Origin of the sequence: Flavobacterium sp., from assembly GCF_031411595.1 — a bacterium.
GTDB lineage: Bacteria > Bacteroidota > Bacteroidia > Flavobacteriales > Flavobacteriaceae > Flavobacterium.
The window spans coordinates 16,985-35,180 of the sequence record NZ_JANOBI010000023.1 but is presented as its reverse complement, the minus strand read 5'-3'; the positions used below and the strand labels follow the sequence as shown (position 1 = coordinate 35,180).

General features: G+C 38.3%; 18 protein-coding genes. 7 read left to right on the top strand and 11 right to left on the bottom strand.

Going from position 1 to position 18,196, the window contains the following annotated elements; genetic code table 11:
• The first annotated feature begins 16 nt into the window (after positions 1-16).
• Positions 17-727: an SGNH/GDSL hydrolase family protein gene (locus RMO03_RS04670; RefSeq protein WP_309640927.1), complete on the top strand. Its 711-nt coding sequence runs from the start codon at positions 17-19 to the stop codon at positions 725-727.
• A gap of 24 nt (positions 728-751) precedes the next feature.
• Here RMO03_RS04670 and RMO03_RS04665 read toward each other — a convergent pair whose 3' ends face one another.
• From RMO03_RS04665 to trmB, 8 genes are all read right to left on the bottom strand, one after another.
• Positions 752-1,078, bottom strand: a complete 327-nt coding sequence (locus RMO03_RS04665) for a 2Fe-2S iron-sulfur cluster-binding protein (RefSeq protein ID WP_309640926.1) — start codon at positions 1,076-1,078, stop codon at positions 752-754.
• Position 1,079: 1 nt separating this feature from the next.
• On the bottom strand, positions 1,080-1,652 hold the full coding sequence (locus RMO03_RS04660) for a ferritin-like domain-containing protein (RefSeq protein ID WP_309640925.1): 573 nt from the start codon (positions 1,650-1,652) through the stop codon (positions 1,080-1,082).
• Between the two features lies 1 nt (position 1,653).
• The gene (locus RMO03_RS04655; protein WP_309640924.1) at positions 1,654-2,709 is read right to left on the bottom strand and encodes an NAD(P)/FAD-dependent oxidoreductase; all 1,056 of its coding nucleotides are present in this window, start codon (positions 2,707-2,709) and stop codon (positions 1,654-1,656) included.
• Between the two features lie 211 nt (positions 2,710-2,920).
• Positions 2,921-3,160 (bottom strand): NifU family protein, encoded by a 240-nt coding sequence (locus RMO03_RS04650; protein WP_309640923.1) that lies wholly within the window; start codon positions 3,158-3,160, stop codon positions 2,921-2,923.
• Positions 3,161-3,246: 86 nt separating this feature from the next.
• Positions 3,247-4,374: an Mrp/NBP35 family ATP-binding protein gene (locus tag RMO03_RS04645; protein ID WP_309640922.1), complete on the bottom strand. Its 1,128-nt coding sequence runs from the start codon at positions 4,372-4,374 to the stop codon at positions 3,247-3,249.
• Between the two features lie 229 nt (positions 4,375-4,603).
• On the bottom strand, positions 4,604-4,939 hold the full coding sequence (locus RMO03_RS04640; protein WP_309640962.1) for an MGMT family protein: 336 nt from the start codon (positions 4,937-4,939) through the stop codon (positions 4,604-4,606).
• Positions 4,939-5,565, bottom strand: a complete 627-nt coding sequence (locus RMO03_RS04635) for a lysine transporter LysE (RefSeq protein WP_309640921.1) — start codon at positions 5,563-5,565, stop codon at positions 4,939-4,941. The genes RMO03_RS04640 and RMO03_RS04635 overlap by 1 nt, the downstream gene beginning before the upstream one ends.
• The gene (gene trmB, locus RMO03_RS04630) at positions 5,566-6,240 is read right to left on the bottom strand and encodes a tRNA (guanosine(46)-N7)-methyltransferase TrmB (protein WP_309640920.1); all 675 of its coding nucleotides are present in this window, start codon (positions 6,238-6,240) and stop codon (positions 5,566-5,568) included.
• 103 nt (positions 6,241-6,343) lie between these two features.
• Here trmB and RMO03_RS04625 point away from each other — a divergent pair, with 103 nt between their 5' ends.
• Positions 6,344-7,408: a glycosyltransferase gene (locus RMO03_RS04625; RefSeq protein ID WP_309640919.1), complete on the top strand. Its 1,065-nt coding sequence runs from the start codon at positions 6,344-6,346 to the stop codon at positions 7,406-7,408.
• Here RMO03_RS04625 and RMO03_RS04620 read toward each other — a convergent pair.
• A complete protein-coding gene (locus RMO03_RS04620; protein ID WP_309640918.1) occupies positions 7,376-8,416 on the bottom strand; it encodes an ATP-binding protein in 1,041 nt (346 codons plus the stop codon). The two genes, RMO03_RS04625 and RMO03_RS04620, sit on opposite strands and share 33 nt — an antisense overlap.
• Positions 8,417-8,486: 70 nt before the next feature.
• Positions 8,487-9,173, bottom strand: coding sequence for a response regulator transcription factor (locus RMO03_RS04615; protein WP_309640917.1), 687 nt, complete (start codon positions 9,171-9,173; stop codon positions 8,487-8,489).
• Positions 9,174-9,403: 230 nt separating this feature from the next.
• Here RMO03_RS04615 and RMO03_RS04610 point away from each other — a divergent pair, with 230 nt between their 5' ends.
• The 5 genes from RMO03_RS04610 (at position 9,404) to RMO03_RS04590 (ending at position 16,854) form a co-directional block, all read left to right on the top strand.
• A complete protein-coding gene (locus RMO03_RS04610; RefSeq protein WP_309640916.1) occupies positions 9,404-12,187 on the top strand; it encodes a carboxypeptidase-like regulatory domain-containing protein in 2,784 nt (927 codons plus the stop codon).
• A 180-nt stretch (positions 12,188-12,367) separates the two neighbouring features.
• A complete protein-coding gene (locus tag RMO03_RS04605; protein WP_309640915.1) occupies positions 12,368-13,555 on the top strand; it encodes a hypothetical protein in 1,188 nt (395 codons plus the stop codon).
• Between the two features lie 104 nt (positions 13,556-13,659).
• A complete protein-coding gene (locus RMO03_RS04600) occupies positions 13,660-13,983 on the top strand; it encodes a T9SS type A sorting domain-containing protein (protein ID WP_309640914.1) in 324 nt (107 codons plus the stop codon).
• 108 nt (positions 13,984-14,091) lie between these two features.
• Positions 14,092-15,795, top strand: a complete 1,704-nt coding sequence (locus RMO03_RS04595) for a T9SS type A sorting domain-containing protein (RefSeq protein WP_309640913.1) — start codon at positions 14,092-14,094, stop codon at positions 15,793-15,795.
• A 78-nt stretch (positions 15,796-15,873) separates the two neighbouring features.
• Positions 15,874-16,854 carry an acyl transferase gene (locus RMO03_RS04590; RefSeq protein ID WP_309640912.1) on the top strand — a complete coding sequence of 327 codons (981 nt, stop codon included), beginning with the start codon at positions 15,874-15,876 and terminating at the stop codon, positions 16,852-16,854.
• Positions 16,855-16,898: 44 nt separating this feature from the next.
• Here RMO03_RS04590 and tyrS read toward each other — a convergent pair whose 3' ends face one another.
• Positions 16,899-18,194 carry a tyrosine--tRNA ligase gene (gene tyrS / locus RMO03_RS04585; protein WP_309640911.1) on the bottom strand — a complete coding sequence of 432 codons (1,296 nt, stop codon included), beginning with the start codon at positions 18,192-18,194 and terminating at the stop codon, positions 16,899-16,901.
• Positions 18,195-18,196 lie beyond the last annotated feature (2 nt).

Here is an 18,196-nt window from a genome sequence, read left to right as displayed (position 1 = left end):
ATAAAAAAAGCAGCTTATGAAATGGTTCCCGAAAATATTGTTCGCTTTATATAGCCTGCTGTTGTTTTGCAATTGCAGTCAAGAGCAAACCTTACCCTATTATAACAACCTAAATAGCGCTCCAAAACAATTAAAGTATTTGGCTTTGGGCGACAGTTATACTATCGGGCAAAACGTTTGCGATACATGTCGATTTCCGGAACAATTAAAATCCGGTATACATCGAACCTTTCCTAACGACAGTTTTTCTTTAAAAATTATAGCTACAACCGGTTGGACAACCACGAATTTAATCAATGCCATCAACACGCAAAACCCAACTAGTGATTATGATTTGGTAACCCTACTAATTGGCGTCAACAACCAATACCAACACAAGCCTTTCGCTTTATATGAGCAGGAATTCCCACAATTGGTTGATAAGGCGGTTGCTTTAGCCAAAGGCGATAAAACCAATGTGATCGTGGTTTCGATTCCGGATTATGCGTTTACACCTTATGGGCATGGCGCTGAGAGTATCTCTTCGGAAATTGCACAATACAATACTTTTGCTCAAGAATATTGCAATAGAAACCAAATTGAGTTTGTCGATATTACGGATATTACACAACAAGGCTTGATGCATCCTGAACTCGTAGCTTCCGATGGTTTGCATCCATCGGGTTTGGCGTATGCAAAATTTGTGGAACGCATTTTCCCCAAAGCTAGAGTTATACTCACCAATTAAAACACGAGAATTTCTTTTCTTTTTTTATGCTTCAGGTGCAAGTGCTATTTCGAGTCCTTCTAGGTTTTCTGTAATATGAATTTGGCAACCCAATCGGCTGTTAGACTTCACATGAAAAGCTTCTGATAACATGGCTTCTTCGTCATCGCCTTTTTCGGGCAATACCACATCGTTCAGAATATAGCATTGGCAAGAAGCGCACATGGCCATGCCGCCACAAATTCCGATGGTTCCTTCGGGTGCGAGTTCGAAGGCGCGCACAAGTTCCATGATGTTCATGTTCATGTCGGTTGGAGCATCTACTTTGTGGGTGATGCCTTCTCGGTCGGTGATTTTTATTAAAACGTCCATTTTAAATCTGATTATTTTTACAGTAATGGTCGGAATTTTCCAACGGATACTTCTTATCGAGGTCGATGTTGTTGAATCCTTGACCGCCGCCCCACGAAAACACTTTCTCGAAAAACGGCAGCAGTTTGTTGTCTTTAATTTTTTCAAGGAAATAAACTTCATGTTCTTTTTCCTTCATACCCATATCATATAGAACCTGATCGTATTTGGTAATACCTAGTGCATTGAAGAAATGCTTCATTCTGAAATATTCACAGACATTACCACTTTCAAGACGGCCTGCAAAATAAAAAGGCATAAACCAACCGATGATGTGACAGCTTAAAGAAATTGTTTTTCCAATTATATGAAACTTCAATTCATACCATTTGGAAACAGCAATATCAAAATCGTTCATTATTTGAAGTACTTCCTTCCGGTGCAACCATTCATCCATTTCAATTTGGTGGATGGCTGTTTTTTCATTTTCATCCTTAACCGAAGCGGCGTGACCTTGATAAGCGAAAGATGCCGCTTTTTCTGCAGAATAGGCTTTCCTGAGCAAATCGACTAATTCCGGATGGTCTAATTTCATTTTAATCAATCGATTTTATAACGGCTTTCTCTGCTTCTTTTCTCGTACCGTCAAAACCGTCAACACCCGAAACTGTAGTGTATTTCATCACGTATTTTTTTCCGGGATTCATTCTTTGATACACGCTTTGACACATTAAAGTCGCTTCATGGAATCCGCACAAAATCAGTTTGAGTTTTCCGGGATATGTATTGACATCGCCAATCGCGTATATTCCTGGAATATTAGTTTGGTAATCGAGTGCATTGTTGACTTTTATCGCATTTTTCTCGATTTCTAAACCCCAATCAGCAATTGGCCCTAATTTGGGTGTGAGTCCAAAAAGCGGAATGAAATAATCGGTTTCTATTTTTCTATGGGCTCCTTTATCATCTTGTAAGTCAACAGACTCAAGGTGTTCAGAACCGTTGAGTCCAACCACTTCTGCGGGTGTAATCAGTTTTATTTTTCCTAGATTTTTTAATTCTTGTACTTTTTCAACCGAATCTAAAGCGCCACGAAATTCGTTACGTCGGTGTATTAAAGTTACTTCTGAAGCTATGTTTGACAGGAAAATGCTCCAGTCTAAAGCTGAGTCGCCACCACCTGAAATCACGACTCTTTTGTCGCGGAATTTCTCAGGGTTTTTGATGAAGTATTTGACACCTTTGCCTTCGTAGAATTCGATGTCTTCAATGAGTGGTTTTCTGGGTTCAAAACTACCCAATCCACCGGCAATGGCTATGGAATTGGCGTGGTGTTTTGTGCCTTTATCAGTGATTACGATGAACGTTCCGTCTTCTAATTTCTGTATAGTTTCAGCGCGTTCGCCCAATGTAAATCCGGGTTGGAATTGTTTGATTTGTTCCATCAGATTATCAACCAAATCGCCTGCTAATACTTCGGGAAATCCGGGAATATCGAAAATGGGTTTTTTGGGATAGAGTTCTGAAAGTTGCCCGCCGATTTGTGGCAAAGCATCGATGATGTGGCATTTTAGTTTTAAAAGCCCGGCTTCGAAAACGGTGAAAAGTCCGGTTGGACCGGCGCCGATGATGAGTATATCTGTTTTAATCATTCTTTTTGAGTTACTGAGTTGCTGAGTTACTGAGTTGCTGAGGCACAAAGGTCAGAAAAGCAGAACTTGCGTGAACTGATAATTATCATTTTTAGACGAAATTACTATGGTATGCGATATCGCGTGAGGGATTGGAACGGTATCCTTTTGTGTCGGCGTTCGACGCAAAAGATTTAGTGGAAAGCCCGGCCCTTGTGGGCACGCCCATACATTAAGCAATATTAACAACCGTCTCGATTTGCGGTGCGAACTTCTTGATGGTCGTTTCTACGCCCGCGCGCAAAGTCATTTGATTGACACTACAACTCGTGCACGCGCCTTCGAGACGTACGGTGACGTGTTTGTCTGCTTCTATAGAAATCAAGGTGATGTCGCCGCCGTCGGAATTCAGAAAAGGGCGAATTTCCTCGAGGGCTTTTTCTACGTTGATGGTTAATTCTTCTGTGGTCATTTTTAGGTTTTTTAAATTTTAGGACTGTGAGACTGTAAGATTTCAAGATAGTCAGAACAAATCTTAAAATCTTACAGTCTTACAATCTATTTTTTTACTGCAGAACAACCCGCCATTGTCGTGATTTTAATCGCTTCTGTTGGCGGCAAGCTTTCGTTTCTGCTGACTACTTCTTGCACGATATTTCTGGTGATTTCTTCGAATACTTTTTCAATCACTGATGCGGTTTGCATGGCGGCTGGTCGACCAAAATCGCCTGCTTCTCGGATGCTTTGCACTATTGGCACTTCGCCTAAAAACGGTACTTGTAAATCTTCTGCGAGGTTGCGTGCGCCACCGTTTCCGAAAATATAATATTTGTTGTTTGGCAATTCTTCTGGTGTGAAATACGCCATGTTTTCGACGATTCCCAATACGGGAACATTGATGCTTTCGGATAAAAACATCGATACGCCTTTTTTGGCATCGGCTAGTGCCACGGCTTGTGGTGTGCTGACAACAACGGCTCCTGTAATCGGTAAAGATTGCATGATCGATAAGTGGATGTCGCCTGTTCCCGGTGGTAAATCAATTAGCATGAAATCGAGTTCGCCCCAATCGGCGTCGAATATCATTTGGTTTAAAGCTTTCGAAGCCATAGGGCCTCGCCAGATAACGGCTTGACTTGGCGCAGTGAAGAATCCAATCGATAGAATTTTAACTTCGTAGCTTTCGATGGGTTTCATTTTGGAACGACCGTCGACGGTGATTGAAATTGGTTTTTCCGATTCAACATCAAACATAATGGGCATCGATGGTCCGTAGATATCGGCATCAAGAACGCCAACTGCGAATCCCATTTTGGCTAGGGTTACGGCTAGATTTGCAGTAACCGTAGATTTCCCAACGCCGCCTTTTCCTGAAGCAACAGCAATGATGTTTTTGATTCCGGGAATCGATTTTCCTTTGATTTCGTTTTTCTCGGGTGTTTCGACTTTGATATTGACTTTGACTTTGGCTTCGGGTGAAACCAAATCGTGTATCGTTTTTCTGATGTCGTCTTCCGCGCGTTTTTTGATGTGCATCGCGGGTGTGTGTAGGACCAATTCGACTACAACTTCATCGCCGAACGTGAGTACTTTCACTACTGCCCCACTTTCAACCATATTTTTTCCTTCTCCTGCAATCGTAATGGTTTCGAGTGCTTTGAGGATTTCTTTTCTGTCTAATTTCATTTGAAGAACTATTGACCGTTTAAAAGTTATCTTTATTTAAACTGATTTTAGATTGCAAAGATAGTGAAGAAGTTATGAAGTTTCAAAGTTTAGTTGACAGTTGTAAGTTGTAGGTTGTAGGTTACTATTCGTAAATCAGAACGAGTATTTTTCAGTTCATATTTGAAGATGCAAGACAAAATGCAAATTGAAAAGTACCGTTCAAAAAAAAGTAAACGCAACAAACAACCTACAACAAACAACCATCAACTTCCGGCTCCCAAAAATGTTTTTCGAAATCGATGATTTGATTATCGACTACTTTGATGCCTTCGCTTTCGAGTAGTTGCTGCATTAAATTCGTGCCGTCGAAATGGTGTTTTCCGGTGAGCAATCCTTTTCTGTTGACCACGCGATGTGCGGGAATATCTTCCATACTGTGGGATGCATTCATGGCCCAGCCAACCATTCTTGCAGATCTTCCGGTGCCTAGTGCTTTGGCAATGGCGCCATACGAAGTGACTTTACCGTATGGAATTTGTTTGGCAACGGCGTAAACACGTTCGAAGAAATTGGGTTCCATGATTAATGGTAAATGAGTTTGAATAAAGTGAAAAGCGCCATACTCAAAGTGACGCAACCAATAATCGTGTTGATGTTTTTCATCAAAAATTTGGTTTTGTTTTCAATCGATTTGAAGGCTACGAGGTAAATATAAAAAACGGTAAACGATCCGAGAACGACGCCGAGAACGAAATTCAAAATTTCATAGCGTTCGAAATGAAAATACCCTGAACTCGCAATACTCATACTCGCGAAAACATAAAACGGAATCGGCAGAAAATTGATCATCGACATCAATATGCCAAAGAAAAAACGGTTTGATTTGCCTTTGATTTTAATATCAGCTTTGGGCTTTTTTGGTTTCTTGGCAATCCAGAAAAAGAAAATGCTCAATCCCGTAAAAATCAAGATGCCGATTTCCTGCAACATCGAAATGATTTCGGTGTGAATACTGATGAATCTGGCGAAAAGTACCGCAAGATACGTTTGAAAAAAAACAACAATCGAGGCACCAATAGCGAAACTCATAGCTTGTGTTTTACCTTCTTCTAAGCTGATTTTTGCTGCTGTCATATTGATTAATCCCGGAAGAATAACCGCAAGAAAAGCAATACTAAAACCCAAGAAAAGTGGTAACACAATCGCCATCTATTTGATTTTAAAACGAATATACGTAATTGCTTTGTTGATTTCCAAATATTGTTTTTCGTAGAAGGTTTGAATGGCGGTTACTTCATCTGGACTTCCCTCATTTTTATACACATTGTGGTTCGCATACAACACTTCGTGGCCTTCGCCGTGCAGCAATCCTAACGTGTATCCGTGCATGAACTCGCTGTCGGTTTTTAGATTGACCACACCGTCTTTTTTGAGTATTTTTTTATAGAGTTTCAAGAACTCCGTATTGGTCATGCGGTGTTTGGTGCGTTTGTATTTGATTTGCGGATCGGGAAAAGTAATCCAGATTTCGTCGACTTCATTTTCAGCAAAAAGATGGTCGATTAATTCGATTTGGGTACGGATGAAGGCTACATTGTGCAAACCGTCTTCAACAGCAGTTTTCGCACCACGCCAGAAACGCGCGCCTTTGATGTCGATTCCTATAAAATTTTTATTGGGATAACGTTCTGCTAAACCAACTGAATATTCGCCTTTACCACAACCCAATTCTAAAATTAACGGATTTTCATTTTTGAAAAAATCGCTGTTCCATTTGCCTTTGAGTGGAAAACTTCCTGACACGACTTCTTCTCGAGTTGGTTGAAAAACGTTTTCGAAGGTTTCGTTTTCTTTAAATCTTTTTAACTTATTTTTACTTCCCACGATATTATTTAATGTTTTGGCAAAATTAGCGAAATATACAAGACCTAGAATGTTTTTATCTTCGCGTTTTAAAACTTAATCATTTTATATTTCCTTGAGTGTAATGCAAAAAAATATTTTGGTTGCTCCTTTAAATTGGGGCTTAGGTCATGCCACGCGCTGCATTCCGATTATTAAAGCTTTGGAAGAAAACAACTTTACTCCGATTATTGCCTCCGACGGAGATGCTTTGACAATGCTTCGAAAAGAATTTCCACATTTGAAATCACTAGAATTGCCTTCGTATGAAATTGAATATGCCAAAGATGGCGCAGATTTCAAATGGAAAATGCTCAAGAACATGCCTAAAATGATGGATGCGATTCGGGAAGAGAAGAAAACTGTCAAACAATGGGTTAAAGAATATAACCTCGTCGGCATTATTTCCGACAATCGATTGGGTGTTTTTAGCAAAAAAGTGCATGCCGTTTTTATCACACACCAATTGAATGTATTGACGGGAAACACCACTTGGATTACGAGTAAATTACACCAACACATCATCAAAAAATTCGACGAATGTTGGGTTCCTGATTATGAAGATACACCGAACTTAACTGGAAAGTTAGGCCATTTGAAAACGCCTATAGATCATATCAAATATATCGGTCCACTGAGTCGATTGGAGAAAAAAGAGGTTCCGATAAAATACGATTTGATGGTAATCCTTTCGGGGCCGGAACCGCAACGCAGTATTTTAGAACATCGACTGCGCGATATGATTGATGACTTCGAAGGTAATGTCGTTTTTATCTGTGGCAAAATGGCTTTGCAGCAATCGAAAATAGAGATTGACCATGTGACTTTCTATAATTTTATGACTACGTCTCAACTCGAACAAACCTTCAACGAAAGCAAAATGGTACTTTGTCGTTCGGGTTACACCACAGTTATGGATTTGGCTAAACTAGAGAAAAAAGCGTTTTTCATTCCAACGCCTGGACAATATGAGCAAGAATATTTAGCCAAAAGATTGAAGAAAAACGGATTGTTTCCGTATTCGAAACAAGAAGATTTTTCATTCGATAAATTACTGGAAATGGATTTGTATAAAAACGCCGCTTTAAAAAACGAACCCATTCATTGGAAGAATTTATTATGCCTTTTCGAGCGTAAAGGAGAATTCTGATCCTTTGCCGAATTCGCTTTCTACATAAATTTTTTCGTCGTGGGCTTCGATAATGTGTTTTACGATTGACAATCCTAAACCAGAACCACCTTCGCTTCTAGCACCACTTTTATCGACGCGGAAAAACCGTTCGAAAAGTCTTGAAATGTTGTGTTTTTCGATGCCTTCCCCATCATCTTTGATGCGAACGATTACTTTATTTTCTGTGAGACCTTCAATACTCACTTCTGTGGAGCCTTTTTCTTTACCATATTTGATGGAATTCATCACGAGATTGATTAAGACTTGCTCGATTTTTTCACTATCGCCAAGTACGATAATGGGTTTGTTATATTGCATATCGAACAACAACAAAATATCTTTTTTAGAAGCTTCCATTTCGAGTAAATCGAATACGTTTTGCACGAGTTTTACAATGTCGAAAGTGTGTGTTTCGAGGTTTAAATCGCCCATTTCGAGTTTGGAAATCATGTCTAAATCCTGCACGATGTAAATCAATCGTTCTACGCCTTTTTCAGCTCGTTGTAAGTATTTTTTGCGGATGCTTTTATCATTCATCGCACCATCAAGCAATGTAGAAAGATAACCTTGCACGGTGAATAAAGGCGTTTTTAATTCATGTGATACGTTGCCAATAAATTCGCGACGGTATTCTTCACGCACTTTGAGCATTTCGATTTCGAGTTTTTTATCGGTGGCGAATTTTTTAACTTCTCTTGTTAATGTGGCCATATCGGTCGTGATGGGTTGACTTCTGAAGCTTGAAGATTCTAAAAGTGACACATCATCGTAGATTTTTTTTACCCTGCGGTAGATGAAATGTTCTACCCGGTATTGCAATACAAAAAAAGCGAAAAGGGCTATGGCTATTGCAAAACAGAGACAAAATTCGAGTGAGAATTCAAAAAAATAATAGGTAAGAAAACCAACAACACCTGTAGAAAAAAAAGTGATATATAGGGCTGACTTAACAGCAAAAGTGTATGTTTTTTTAAAATTAACCGCCATGATAAGTAGTTACAAAATGCCTAACAAGAAACAACAAAGATAGCGTAAATATGGTACTTTGATGCTTTAGTTAGACTTCAAATTTATAACCTACACCTTTGATGGTTTTGAAGAAATCATCACCAATTTTTTCTCTTAATTTACGAATGTGAACATCGATGGTTCTGCCGCCGACAATGACTTCATTGCCCCATACTTTGTCAAGAATCTCTTCTCTTTTGAATACTTTCCCAGGTTTGGAAGCCAACAAATAAAAGAGTTCAAATTCTTTTCTTGGTAAAACGATTTCTCGGTTGTCTTTGATGATTTTATATTCTTCGCGATTGATTTCGATATCGCCTACATTCAACGTCTCTGAACCTTTGGCTTCGTCTTCTTTCAATCGGCGCAACAATGCTTTCACTTTACTAACCAACAATTTTGGTTTGATGGGTTTGGTGATGTAATCATCGGCACCGGCATCGAAACCGGCTACTTGAGAATAATCTTCGCTTCTTGCTGTAAGGAAAGTAATGATAACGTGACTCAATTCGGGAATTCTTCGGATGTTTTCGCAAGCTTCCATCCCATCCATTTCGGGCATCATAACATCCATAATAATCAGTTGTGGCAACTCTTTTTTGGCTTTCACAATCGCTTCTTTACCATTGGATGCCGTAACAATTTGATAACCTTCTTGAGCGAGGTTGTATCCTACAATTTCTAGGATATCTTGTTCGTCGTCTACCAATAAAATCTTGATGTCTTTTTTCTTCATAATAGCAAAATTAATGGTTTTATAACATCATTCCATTTACAAATTAAGGTTGATGCATTCCTTTGCGATTGTAAATGTAAAGATAAAAGAATATCGTTAAATCGTATTAACTGTAATTTAATCTGTTAACAATTCCGTAATCATTAAGAAACCAAATCGTAACAAGTAAGTAACATGAACTTTACAAGACGGACGTTTCTTTGCACCAAAATTTAACATACATAAAGAAGATGAAATTTAAATTAATCATACTTACTCTTTTTATTTGTTCTTTTACATTCGCGCAAACCAAAGGCACCATCACCGGTGTACTTAGGGACAAAGAGGCCAACAACGCAACTTTACCTTTTGCCAACGCTGCCATTAAAGGCACCACAATTGGCACAACAACCGATGAAAACGGAAAATACAGCTTCACTATCGCTGCCGGTAATTATACTTTAGTCTTTAGTTTTTTAGGATATGAAAATGTAGAAGTTCCTGTCACAGTAAAAGCCGGCGAAACGCTTACTGTTAATAAAACACTAGGCTCGGGAAGTTATAAACTCGAAGATGTAGTCGTGAAAGCTACCGGTGGACGAGAAAAAGAAACTGCATTATTGCTCGATCAGAAGAAAGCGGTGGAAATCAAACAAAGCATCGGTGCGCAAGAAATGGCGAGAAAAGGCGTGAGTGATGTGGAAGAAGGTTTGACGAAAATTACCGGAATTACCAAAGTAGGTTCGCGTGGTTTGTTTGTGCGTGGACTCGAAGATCGTTACAATAATTTATTGATTAATGATTTGGCGGCACCGACGAACAATCCGTTTAAAAAAATCATTCCACTAGATTTATTTCCAACCGATATCGTTAGTGTGATTGAAGTTTTTAAAACATTCAACCCAAATATTTACGGTGATTTTGCTGGAGGAACATTCAATATTGCAACTTCATTGAGCGGAAAAAGTCAAACCAAAGTGAGTATTGGAGTTGGGTATACAACCAACAATAACCTCAATGATTTTCTGATTTCACAAGATGCCAACACTACAAAAGGTTTCTTTGGTATGAATGGAAATGGTCGAGAAATTTCTGGACTTTTCGGGAAAAAACCTTCGAGTAAAATCTTGACATCGGAAGATTCTAAAAAAATTGAAAATGGTTGGGATGTTGACGCTACACAAAGCCCTTTGAATAGCAGTATTGGGTTTTTACATTCAGAAAAATTTGAACTTTCAAAAGACCGCAAGATTTCGTATTTATTGTCATTGAATTTCGACAATAGTTTTGAAAACAGAAAAGGAGCCAACAATACGATCAATGCCAATGGTGAATTCAACAATCATTTGCAAGGCAATGAAAACATCTACAAAACTTCGATGTCATCCTTGGTTGGTGTGAATTTCAAAACCAACCGTTGGAATCTTTCTGGAAATGCGATGTATTTACATTCAACAGAAAGCATGATTTTAGACCAATTGGGAACTACTGACGGAAACACCAGCAGCATCGGCACAACGAGAACCAACCAGTTTGAAGAATCGGATTACCTCAACGGACAACTTTTCGGAGAATATGCATTGACCAAAGATAAAAATCATACGATTAAATTCGGTAGTTCATTCGCGAAAACGAGTTATCAATTGCCAGACAGAAAATTCTTTACTGCAGCACCGCAAGCTGACGGCAGTTTTATTTTGAATTATGGCGGGAATAATTTCATCAAGCAATATCTTGACATTCATGGAAATTATTTTTATTCCCATTTATTAGAATACAACTGGAAATTTGGCGGTGAAGACAAAAACAACAAACTGACAGTGGGTTATAACGGCAATGGAAACAACGCCCAAACCTCGTATCGATTTGTTTTCCTTAGAGAAAATTCGCCAAGTCAAGGTTCATTCAACGTGCCTATCAACAGCATCGATTCGTTTTTGAATGACGATTTTGATAACAATAATATATATTATTTGGAAGGTTCAAGCCCATCGTACAAAACAAAGCTCAATGAATTTACGAATGCAGGTTATGCGAATTTGTTTTTAAAATTCAATGCGCTTGAAATCAATGGTGGTGTTCGTGCAGAAAAATACAATCGTGAAATTAAGTATAAATACAACGGTTTGTTTACCGATCCTTATTTAAAAAAGACGACAGACAAAACTTATGTATTGCCTTCTTTGAATGTGAAATATGCGGTGAATGAAAACAGCAATTTGCGTTTTGCAGTTTCTAAAACTTATACCAAACCGATTATCATGGAAGCGATGCCAATTACGATTGTAAATGGTGACAATACGAGCCAACAAGGGAATCCGTTTGCTGTGAATAGCGATAATTTGAATGTCGATTTGAAATACGAATTGTTCCCAACCGCTAAGGAAATGGTTGTAGTTGGTGTCTTTGGAAAAAAGATTGACAACCCAATTGAGCGAACATACAAAGCTGATGCCGGTGGACAAATCACAACTTTTCTAAACTCGAATGACGCGACTTTGTTTGGTGCCGAATTGGAGTTGTTGGTCGAATTGAGCAGAATCAGTAAAAGCTTGTCTGATTTCTCTTTTGGATTCAATACTTCTTTGATGCAGACTAAAGTCAATATTGCGCCAACTACCTTAAATCCTGATGGCGTTGCGACACAATCGATTGAAACACACCAAAGTCGTGAACTGCAAGGTGCTTCGAAATGGATTATCAATTCGGATTTGAAATACCAATTTAACTTTAATAAAAACTGGAGCAATACGATGTCGTTGGTTTATTCTGTATTTGGAAAACGAATCTACAGTGTCGGAACTGCCGGTTTGGATCATATTTATGAATTGCCAGTGAGCAAACTCGATTTTATCTGGACCAATAAATTAGGTCAAAACTGGAGCTTGAAATTCTCTGCCGACAACCTGCTGAATCCTAAAGAAAATTTTGTTTTGGGTGACGATAGTAAAGTGGAGATTCACACCGATACGAAAACGATTCAAGATTATAAACGAGGTATTGGTTTCTCTTTAAATTTAGGGTATACTTTCTAAGATTTCATACCAAAGCGACTTTCAACAAGTCGCTTTTTTTATGTTAAGTTAATTGCTTTTGGTAACATTAAATTGACATTTTCATTTCGTTTATATAACCTTTTTGTAACATTCATCTAACCGCTAAAAAAATAGCACAATCTACATTTGTATCAATTAAAAAACAAAAAAACACACAACATGAAAAATTCATTTTTAGCATTACTTTTTATTGCAGGTATTGTGTCATCGTCTTGTTCTTCTTCTGATGATGAAGATACAACACCAGCTCCAGTAGTTGGTTCAATTACAGGAATCATTACGACAAACACCACTTTCCCAAGCGGAACTTATACGCTTGCAGGTATTGTAAAAATTAACCCTGGAGTCACTGTTACTTTCGATGCAGGTTCAACTATTACTTGTGATATCGCAACTGGAGACAATGCATTAGTAGTATTGAATGGCGGAAAATTAATTGTGAATGGAACCGCTTCTCAACCAGTAGTGTTTACAGAAAAAAATAAAGTTCCTGGAAACTGGGGTGGTATCATCATGTATGGCGATGCTCCTATAACAGCGGCTTCCGGAGCAGCAACAGCGGCTTCAGAAGATGGAAACGTACAAACTTATGGCGGAACAAATCCAACGCACAATGGTGGTACATTGCGTTATGTACGTGTAGAATATGCCGGTAAAAAACTAGGTGACGGACAAAAAGAAAACAACGCTTTCACATTTTACTCTTGCGGATCAGGAACCGTATTAGATCACTTGGTAGCTTATAAAGGTGCTGATGACGGATACGAGTTTTTCGGAGGAACTGTAAGTGCAACGAATTTAGTTTCTTACGGAAATTATGACGATGCTTTCGACTGGCAAGATGGATGGAAAGGTCAATTGAACTCAAATTGGTATGCTTACCAAACCGGAAAAGGAAACTTCGGTATGGAAGTGGAAGCTTCAAACAACAACAATGCTTTCGGTCCTAAAGTGGTTAACATTACTTTAAAAAGAGCTACCGGAACAACACCGGAAGTAGATACTGATGTTCAAGTGGATGCTTTTCAGTTTAAGAAACAAGGTAATGGCGAATATGACAATATCGTTGTTGACGGTTATCTAAATTATACCGTTGGAGCAACACTTTTTACCGCTACAGTAGTAAGAATTTTGGATACGAGCACCAATACAGATCAGGTAAACGGAGGTAAATTAAAATTAACCAACGTAAAAATCACAAATACTTCATTGGTTGACCCGACTGGTGCCGCTGGAATTTCAGTATCTTTTCCTGTAGGGAACTTTACAACAAGTCAAAGTGCTACCGGTGCTGTAATCACAAACGGAAGCTGGTCAAACGTTGATGGTACCAATTTAATTCAGTAATTAAATACTATAATTAATATTAAAAACACCTCTTAAACAAGGGGTGTTTTTTTTATGATTTTATTTTGAAATTAATTCCTATCTTTACCGCATTGAAAGAACTCATGAGAAAAAAATACGTTTATACCATCTCGTTTTTATTTTGTTTGTTTTCGCTGACGCTAATGGCTCAGGAAAACAGACAGCAATCGACTGCAATTGATGGTTTGAGTTTCTATCCTAATCCGGTAAACACGGGTAAAATTTATATCACCTCCAAATCTTCTTTAGACAAAGACATTACTATTTTTGATGTCTTGGGAAAGAAAGTACTTCAAGCAACAATCAATGCTAAAGAACTTTCCATAGCGAGTCTTTCTCCAGGTGTTTATATAATCAAAATCCGCGAAGGCGAAGCTACAGCTACTAGAAAATTGATTGTCAAGTAGTTATTTTTACACCAACCCTTTCCTTAATCTTTATTTTACAATAATTTCTTTTATACAAAGGAAAATACTTTCTATATTTGTAGTCTTAAAAATTTTAAAAACTTAAAAATGAAAAAACTTTACATTTTACTATTAGCGGTAGTTGGTTCTGCGTCTTTCGGGCAAACTTTCTACTCTGAAAACATGGGAACTCCTGCTGGAACTACAGCAATTGCTTTGAATGTATTCCAAAACACAACTCCAATTGTTTATTCAGGAACTGCAGACGTGCGTGCTACTGCTGTTTCAAGCGGATACAATGGTGCTACAGGTGGCGGAAATGTATTTATAAACGCTATTGATGAGTATTTCCAAATTGATGGTTTGAATTCATCAGCATATAACACTGCTGACCTTCAACTTGCTTTTGGAATTAACACACCATCTCCAATAACAAACGTATTAATCGTTGAGGTAAGTACAGATGCTACTGTATGGACACCTATAACTTATACTCCATCAGCAACAGGTTGGACATTGACAACAATTAGCGGTGGCGTTATTCCATCTTCTGCAACGCTTTCAATCCGTTTTAAATCAACTTCAACTTCCCAATTCAGACTTGATGACATTAAATTGAGCAGTGTTTCTGCTTCTTGTACTTTAGCACTGGGTAACGTAACGGCTGTTTGTGATGGTTTTAACTTTGGCCCAGACACGTATACTGCAACTATTCCTTTTACAGGTGGTGGTAATGCAGTTTATTCATTAGTTCCTAACGCAGGTACTATTGGAGGAGACGATCCTTCTACTAATGCAACCGGTAATATCGTAATTAATGGTATTCCTGAAGGAACTGCGCTTACTGTTGCTGTTACTGGTGGCACTTGTAATACCTCTGTTGGTGTTAACTCCCCTGAATGTAAGCCAGTAAATACACTTCCTTTTTCTGACGCATTTCCATACGCTGTTGATAGTGCTTTAGGATCTCAAGAAAAATGGACTAACCTTACTGCTGGTACTGATCTTATTGTAGGCGCTGCAGGTAGTTTGAATTATCCTAACACTAGCCCAGCTGGGAATTCAATTACTTTTTCAGGAACTGGTATTGACAGTTTCTCTCCATTCACGCCAACTACTTCTGGAACGGTATATGCTTCTTTTATGATTAATGTAACTGACATGGCACTTCTTACTACCGATTTATCTGAAACTTATTTTGCTATATTATCAGATGCTAGCAGAAGTTTTAAAGCAAGATTGTTTTTAAAGAAAAACGGTACACAATACCAATTAGGTTTTGATGCTCCATCAACTACTACGAACTACGATGCTACTTTAAGAAATGTAGGTGAAGTTGTATTTGTAGTAATGGGTTATGATTTCAACACGAATACTTTAAGTGCTTGGTTCAATCCTGATTTAACTACATTGAATGCCGCAACTCCTGCTAATTTAACTGCAACTCCTGTAACTGCAATCACGGAATTGGGTGGATTTGTAATCCGTCAAGATGCTGACAACAAAACCCCAACTATGATTATGGATGAATTAAGAATCGCAACTACAATTCCTAATTCATTAGGTGTTGCTCAAAACGAAATTACTGGTTTGAAAGTATATCCAAATCCTGTAACCAACGGAACTTTGTTTATCGACACAAAAGCTAACGCTGAGAAAAACATAGTAATCTACGACGTATTAGGAAAACAAGTATTCAATACTACTACTGCTAATAATGCTATCAATGTAGCTTCATTAAAAGGTGGTGTTTACATTCTTAAAATTACAGAAGCTGGTAAAACTGCTACAAGTAAATTGGTGATTAAGTAATTTAATTACACCTCATATTAAAAACTCCAACCGCAACGTTGGAGTTTTTTTTATTTCCTACTTTTACCAAAAAAATTCTTGATTCCTCATTCCGACATATTTTCAATTTCGAGTCATAAGCAATTTGAAAAAATAGCACTCAAAGTGTTTCGTTTTCAATACGACAATAACCTCGTGTACAGAACATTTTGTCAGTATTTACAAATTGACAAACAAGTTGTAAAGTCCATTACGCAAATTCCATTTCTACCGATTCAGTTTTTTAAAAGCCATGAAGTCGTTACCGGAGAAAATGCGATTCAGCAAACATTCACAAGTAGCGGCACCACCGGAATGATTACGAGCAAACATCTAATTACTGATATCACTTTATACGAAGAAAGTTACCGCAAAGGGTTTTCTCAATTCTATGGCAACATCGAAGATTATACAATACTGGCTTTGCTTCCGTCGTATCTCGAACGAGAAGGTTCGTCATTGATTTATATGGTGCAGGATTTAATCGATTTAAGTCAGAATCCCGACAGCGGTTTTTACCTTCACAATTACGACGAACTAATATCCAAACTCATCACACTAGACCAATCAGGTCAAAATGTAATTCTGATTGGCGTCACTTACGCTTTATTGGATTTGATTGAAACGCAAAAATTTCAATTAAACAACACCATTATCATGGAAACCGGCGGTATGAAAGGCAAACGCAAAGAACTCATCCGCGAAGATTTGCACGAGCAATTGTGTGACGGATTGGGTGTCGATGCGATTCATTCCGAATACGGCATGACCGAATTGCTATCACAAGCGTATTCTTTGGGTGGCGGCGTTTTCGAATGTCCGGCTTGGATGCACATTTTAATTCGCGACACCGAAGATGCACTAACTTATGTTGATAATGGCAAAACCGGCGGCATCAACGTCATCGATTTGGCAAACATCAATTCGTGTTCGTTTATCGCAACGCAAGATTTAGGCAAAAAAAATCCCAACACCACTTTCGAAGTATTGGGACGTTTTGATAATAGTGATATTCGGGGTTGTAATTTGATGGTTTTGTAAAGAGACACACGCCTGCGGATATAGACACGCTTAACTTTGGATTTTTAGACGATTCGAAGTACAAAATAATTTTTCTTGCCGCGTTGTAATAATACAAACTGATTGTTGATCAAATCATTGGTTGATAACACAAAACCTTCCGCCACTTTTTCCTTATTCACAGCAATGGAGTTTTCTGTCAATGCCCGTCTGGCTTCACCATTCGATTTTAAAAATCCTGTTTTTTCGTTTAATACCGTTACGATATCAATACCATTTGTGATATCCGATTTTGAAATTTCTGCTTGCGGAACGCCGTCAAAAACTTCTAAAAAAGTCGTTGCATCAAGTTGCTTTAAATCTTCTGAAGTCGCATTACCGAACAAAATATTCGAAGCCTGAATCGCTTTATCCAAATCTTCTTTTGAATGCACTAGCGTTGTTACTTCTTCCGCCAATTTGCGTTGTAATACTCGTAAATGCGGCGCTTCATGATGTTCTTCAATTAATGCATTAATCGTAGCTTCATCCAAAAAAGTAAAAATCTTAATGTATTTTTCTGCATCAACATCGGTCGTATTCAGCCAAAACTGATAGAATTTATACACAGAAGTCTTATCGGCATCAAGCCAAATATTACCGCCTTCCGATTTTCCAAATTTCGAACCATCGGCTTTTGTTATTAATGGACACGTCATCGCAAAAGCTTTCGCACCTTCGGGATTCATTCGCCTTACCAATTCTGTTCCTGTCGTAATATTGCCCCATTGATCGCTGCCGCCCATTTGAAGCAAACAGTTGTAATGCTTGTGTAAATGGTAAAAATCATACCCTTGAATCAATTGGTAAGTGAATTCCGTAAACGACATGCCTTCGCCTTCACCCGACAATCGCTTCTTCACAGAATCTTTCGCCATCATATAATTGACCGTGATGCGTTTTCCTACTTCTCGCGCGAAATCGATAAACGTAAAAGTCTTCATCCAATCATAATTATTGACCAGAATGGCTGCGTTTTTTTCGGTTGATTTGAAATCAAGAAAGCGAGATAAAACCCGTTTGATGCCTTCTACATTATGATTTAAAGTCACTTCATCGAGCAAATTTCTTTCGTCAGATTTTCCAGACGGATCGCCAATCATACCCGTAGCGCCACCAACCAAAGCAATAGGTTTGTGCCCACATTTGGCAACATGAACCAACAGAATAATCGGAACTAAATTTCCAATGTGCAACGAATCACTTGTCGGATCAAAACCTACATAAGTAGTCGTCATTTCTTTGAGCAATTGTTCTTCGGTTCCTGGCATTACATCGTGAACCATTCCGCGCCATTGTAATTCTGCTATTAAATTTTTCATTT

What these genes read in the sequence shown, in the direction of transcription:
- RMO03_RS04670 (WP_309640927.1), top strand. Translation starts at nt 17, where the DNA reads ATGAAATGGTTCCCGAAAATATTGTTCGCTTTATATAGCCTGCTGTTG.
- RMO03_RS04665 (WP_309640926.1), bottom strand. Translation starts at nt 1,078, where the DNA reads ATGGACGTTTTAATAAAAATCACCGACCGAGAAGGCATCACCCACAAA.
- RMO03_RS04660 (WP_309640925.1), bottom strand. Translation starts at nt 1,652, where the DNA reads ATGAAATTAGACCATCCGGAATTAGTCGATTTGCTCAGGAAAGCCTAT.
- RMO03_RS04655 (WP_309640924.1), bottom strand. Translation starts at nt 2,709, where the DNA reads ATGATTAAAACAGATATACTCATCATCGGCGCCGGTCCAACCGGACTT.
- RMO03_RS04650 (WP_309640923.1), bottom strand. Translation starts at nt 3,160, where the DNA reads ATGACCACAGAAGAATTAACCATCAACGTAGAAAAAGCCCTCGAGGAA.
- RMO03_RS04645 (WP_309640922.1), bottom strand. Translation starts at nt 4,374, where the DNA reads ATGAAATTAGACAGAAAAGAAATCCTCAAAGCACTCGAAACCATTACG.
- RMO03_RS04635 (WP_309640921.1), bottom strand. Translation starts at nt 5,565, where the DNA reads ATGGCGATTGTGTTACCACTTTTCTTGGGTTTTAGTATTGCTTTTCTT.
- RMO03_RS04625 (WP_309640919.1), top strand. Translation starts at nt 6,344, where the DNA reads ATGCAAAAAAATATTTTGGTTGCTCCTTTAAATTGGGGCTTAGGTCAT.
- RMO03_RS04620 (WP_309640918.1), bottom strand. Translation starts at nt 8,416, where the DNA reads ATGGCGGTTAATTTTAAAAAAACATACACTTTTGCTGTTAAGTCAGCC.
- RMO03_RS04615 (WP_309640917.1), bottom strand. Translation starts at nt 9,173, where the DNA reads ATGAAGAAAAAAGACATCAAGATTTTATTGGTAGACGACGAACAAGAT.
- RMO03_RS04610 (WP_309640916.1), top strand. Translation starts at nt 9,404, where the DNA reads ATGAAATTTAAATTAATCATACTTACTCTTTTTATTTGTTCTTTTACA.
- RMO03_RS04605 (WP_309640915.1), top strand. Translation starts at nt 12,368, where the DNA reads ATGAAAAATTCATTTTTAGCATTACTTTTTATTGCAGGTATTGTGTCA.
- RMO03_RS04600 (WP_309640914.1), top strand. Translation starts at nt 13,660, where the DNA reads ATGAGAAAAAAATACGTTTATACCATCTCGTTTTTATTTTGTTTGTTT.
- RMO03_RS04595 (WP_309640913.1), top strand. Translation starts at nt 14,092, where the DNA reads ATGAAAAAACTTTACATTTTACTATTAGCGGTAGTTGGTTCTGCGTCT.
- tyrS (WP_309640911.1), bottom strand. Translation starts at nt 18,194, where the DNA reads ATGAAAAATTTAATAGCAGAATTACAATGGCGCGGAATGGTTCACGAT.